This is a genomic window from Candidatus Thiosymbion oneisti, assembly GCF_900092655.1.
Classification (GTDB): domain Bacteria; phylum Pseudomonadota; class Gammaproteobacteria; order Chromatiales; family Chromatiaceae; genus Thiosymbion; species Thiosymbion oneisti.
Genome location: NZ_FLUY01000552.1, coordinates 1 through 3,043 on the forward strand (window position 1 = coordinate 1; position 3,043 = coordinate 3,043).

General features: G+C 56.2%; 3 protein-coding genes. All 3 read left to right on the forward strand.

From position 1 onward, the window contains the following. The first annotated feature begins 723 nt into the window (after positions 1-723). The 3 genes from tpiA (at position 724) to BQ17_RS05795 (ending at position 2,842) form a co-directional block, all read left to right on the forward strand. Positions 724-1,485 carry a triose-phosphate isomerase gene (gene tpiA / locus BQ17_RS05785; RefSeq protein ID WP_089725126.1) on the forward strand — a complete coding sequence of 254 codons (762 nt, stop codon included), beginning with the start codon at positions 724-726 and terminating at the stop codon, positions 1,483-1,485. Between the two features lie 457 nt (positions 1,486-1,942). After that, the gene (secG, locus tag BQ17_RS05790; protein WP_089725129.1) at positions 1,943-2,437 is read left to right on the forward strand and encodes a preprotein translocase subunit SecG; all 495 of its coding nucleotides are present in this window, start codon (positions 1,943-1,945) and stop codon (positions 2,435-2,437) included. Positions 2,438-2,491: 54 nt separating this feature from the next. Next, positions 2,492-2,842 carry a DUF4870 family protein gene (locus BQ17_RS05795; RefSeq protein ID WP_089725131.1) on the forward strand — a complete coding sequence of 117 codons (351 nt, stop codon included), beginning with the start codon at positions 2,492-2,494 and terminating at the stop codon, positions 2,840-2,842. Positions 2,843-3,043 lie beyond the last annotated feature (201 nt).

The following is a 3,043-nucleotide window of genomic DNA, read 5'->3' on the forward strand; positions in this document are numbered from 1 at the left end:
GCGGAGCTTCCGCGTTCCCACGCGGCGCGTGGGAACGAGAGAAAATGATGAGTTAGCTCAATTGAGAACGCCCCCTAGTACCCCGTTTCAGCAAAATTTTTCGGTAAAACCAGTCTCTGTCATCTCGACCGCAGGGAGAGATCTTGGGTGATGAGACAATCACAAGGTCACAAGATCCCTCCTTCGTCGGGACAAGGATTTCTCGCTACGCTCGAAATGACAACCAGCAAAATTGGATGAAACTAGGTACTAGTACAGCTGCGTACAAAAACCGGAAACAAGAACCACGAATGGACACGAATTAACCCGAATGCTTCCGGACCGGCACAACAAGCCCCTCTCCCACCGGGAGAGAGCCTGCCCCGAGCGCAGCGAAGGGGCCGGGGAGAGGGGATCGAATGGTTACGGGCAATGTTTCCGTTAATTACGCGCAGGTGTACCAGCTACCAGTTACCAGTCAGGTAGGCGGCGCGCCCAACCCACTTGTCCGCGCCCGGTTTATGGTTTGAGCCGAATCTTTCCGATAGGAAAAAATCGGCTCATCACCCTGGGCAAGGAGATAGGTTTGAACCGCAAAGGCGCAAAGGGATTGTCGGGTGGGCTGTGCCCACCGCTCTGGCTGGTAGCTGGTAGCTGGTAGCTCTCCCCCTATCGCGCACCGCTTGGTGGTTGATTTTCAACGGTCGAAAAGCTATGGTTACGCCCTTTTTAGAGGAGGTGATTATGCGTCAGCCTTTGGTCGCAGGTAACTGGAAGATGAACGGGTCTGTGGGGAGCGTGCGTGAGCTGCTCGCCGGGATCAAGGCCGGGATCGGCGCTATCGATAAGTGTGAGGTCGCGGTCTGTCCTCCTTACATCTTTATTCCCCAGGCGCAGACCGAGCTGGCGGGCACGCCGATTCCCTGGGGCGGTCAGAACCTATCCACAGAGACGTCCGGCGCCTTCACCGGCGAGGTGGCCGCCTCCATGCTGCTCGATTTCGGCTGTACCTATGTGATCGTGGGTCACTCGGAGCGCCGGACTCTGTATGGTGAGGACGATGCCCTGGTGGCGAAGAAGTTCGCCGTGGCGCAGGCCGCCGGTCTCAAGCCCATTTTGTGTGTGGGCGAGACCCTGGATGAGCGTGAGAAGGGCGTGACGGAGGAGGTCGTCGCCCGCCAGCTGGATGCGGTGATCAAGCTGGAGGGCATCAAGGCGCTCGCCGACGGCGTCATCGCCTACGAGCCGGTGTGGGCCATCGGGACCGGTAAGACCGCCACGCCGGAACAGGCCCAGGAGGTGCACGCCTTCATCCGCGGTCGGATCAAGACGCGGGACGCGGGGGTCGCCGAAAAGCTGCGGATTCAATACGGCGGCAGCATGAAGCCCGACAATGCCGCCGAGCTGATGGCCAAGCCGGATATCGACGGCGGCCTGATCGGGGGTGCTTCCCTGAAGGCCAAGGATTTTCTGGGTATCTGCAAGGCCGCCAACGACAGCGTCTGATGCCGCTGGCATACCTGAGCACAACAGCCGGGAACAAGAACCACGAATGCACACGAATGGACACGAATCGTTGCATCGGCCCCTAAAGCCCCTCTCCCCAGGGAGGGTGTCGCAAAAGTCCCTCTCCCGCCGGGAGAGGGGTTGAGGAGAGGGGATCAAATTAGGCGAGAGAGGGTTAAAACAGGGGTAGCGGTAAAGCCTTAGAGACTGTTCGGCTGGCTCCCCAGGCTCCAGCGTGGGAGCAAACCTGGTCCCGACGGAGGAGGGATCTGACGCTCCAGCGTCGATTAAGTGTCTCGGTAGGCTAACCGCCAACGCCGATCAGTACAGAGGAGCTAAGTCCGCTGGAGCGGACAAGACAGCGTTCCCACGCTGGAGCCTGGGAACGAGCGCAAATTTACAGATTTTATGACCTAAAATCAGTATCTTAATTTTTAGACAGCCTCTTACAGAGACTATGCAAATCGTCCTCAATATCTTCCATCTCTTTTTAGCCATTGGCCTAGTGGGGTTGGTCCTGATTCAGCACGGCAAGGGGGCCGACGCCGGGGCAGCATTCGGCAGCGGTGCGTCCGCGACCGTGTTCGGCGCCCGCGGCTCCGGGAACTTTCTCTCCCGCTCCACCGCCGTTCTGGCTGCCTTGTTCTTTCTCACCAGCATGGCACTGGCCTATTTCGCGAGCCAGGTAGAGGGGCCCAAGGGCCTGATGGAGGGCGTCGAGATACCGGCGAGCCCCGTGCCTGTACCCGTCGAGACGCGGCAGGATGTGCCGATGGTTCCGGGTACCGGCGGCGGTCTGAACCGCGACGACGTGCCGGTGGTCCCGCAGGCCACGGCACCCACCGCAGATGTGCCGTCGGTGTCGGTTCCGGAGACGACGGCCCCACCGGAAGAGACCGCCCCCGTGTCAGCACCGGATGTGCCGACGCCAGTGGATGGCAGTGTTCGGTAGAGTGAGAAAACCTACTTCCTACTGGGTATTTTTAATACAAACCGAGGCGGGAAAATGAGTGAAGAACTTGTCATTATGGATGATGAGAAAACAAAATCAGCAAAAACAATAACCACTGTCGTTTATGCGCTTCAAGCTGCCTCGTTTTTGCTCGGAATCACCTTTATCGTTGCCGTCATAATCAACTATATAAAAAAAGGTGATGTACAAGAAACATGGCTTGATTCTCACTTCCGTTGGCAGATCAGGACATTTTGGTTCAGTCTGTTATGGCTGATTCTAGGTTTGGTTACGTACTTTATTGGGGTAGGGTATGTCATTCTCATTGTAAATATGATTTGGATTATATACCGGATTGTGAGAGGCTGGCTACGTTTGCTTGACGGCAAGGAAATGTACACATAAGGATTATCACATAGTCAGTGTTGGTTAGGTGTCACTGTCACCATTTTTGGAAAAATAATGGGAAAAATCGTCACAACCGTAGATATTCAGAATTTGGCCGCATCGGGATTGTCAAAGAAAATCGGGTAGTGTTCTAATTTTGTTGTTACCGAGTAGACGATACGCGTACAGCAGCGCCGAAATCCGTAAGAGCGGTTTCGA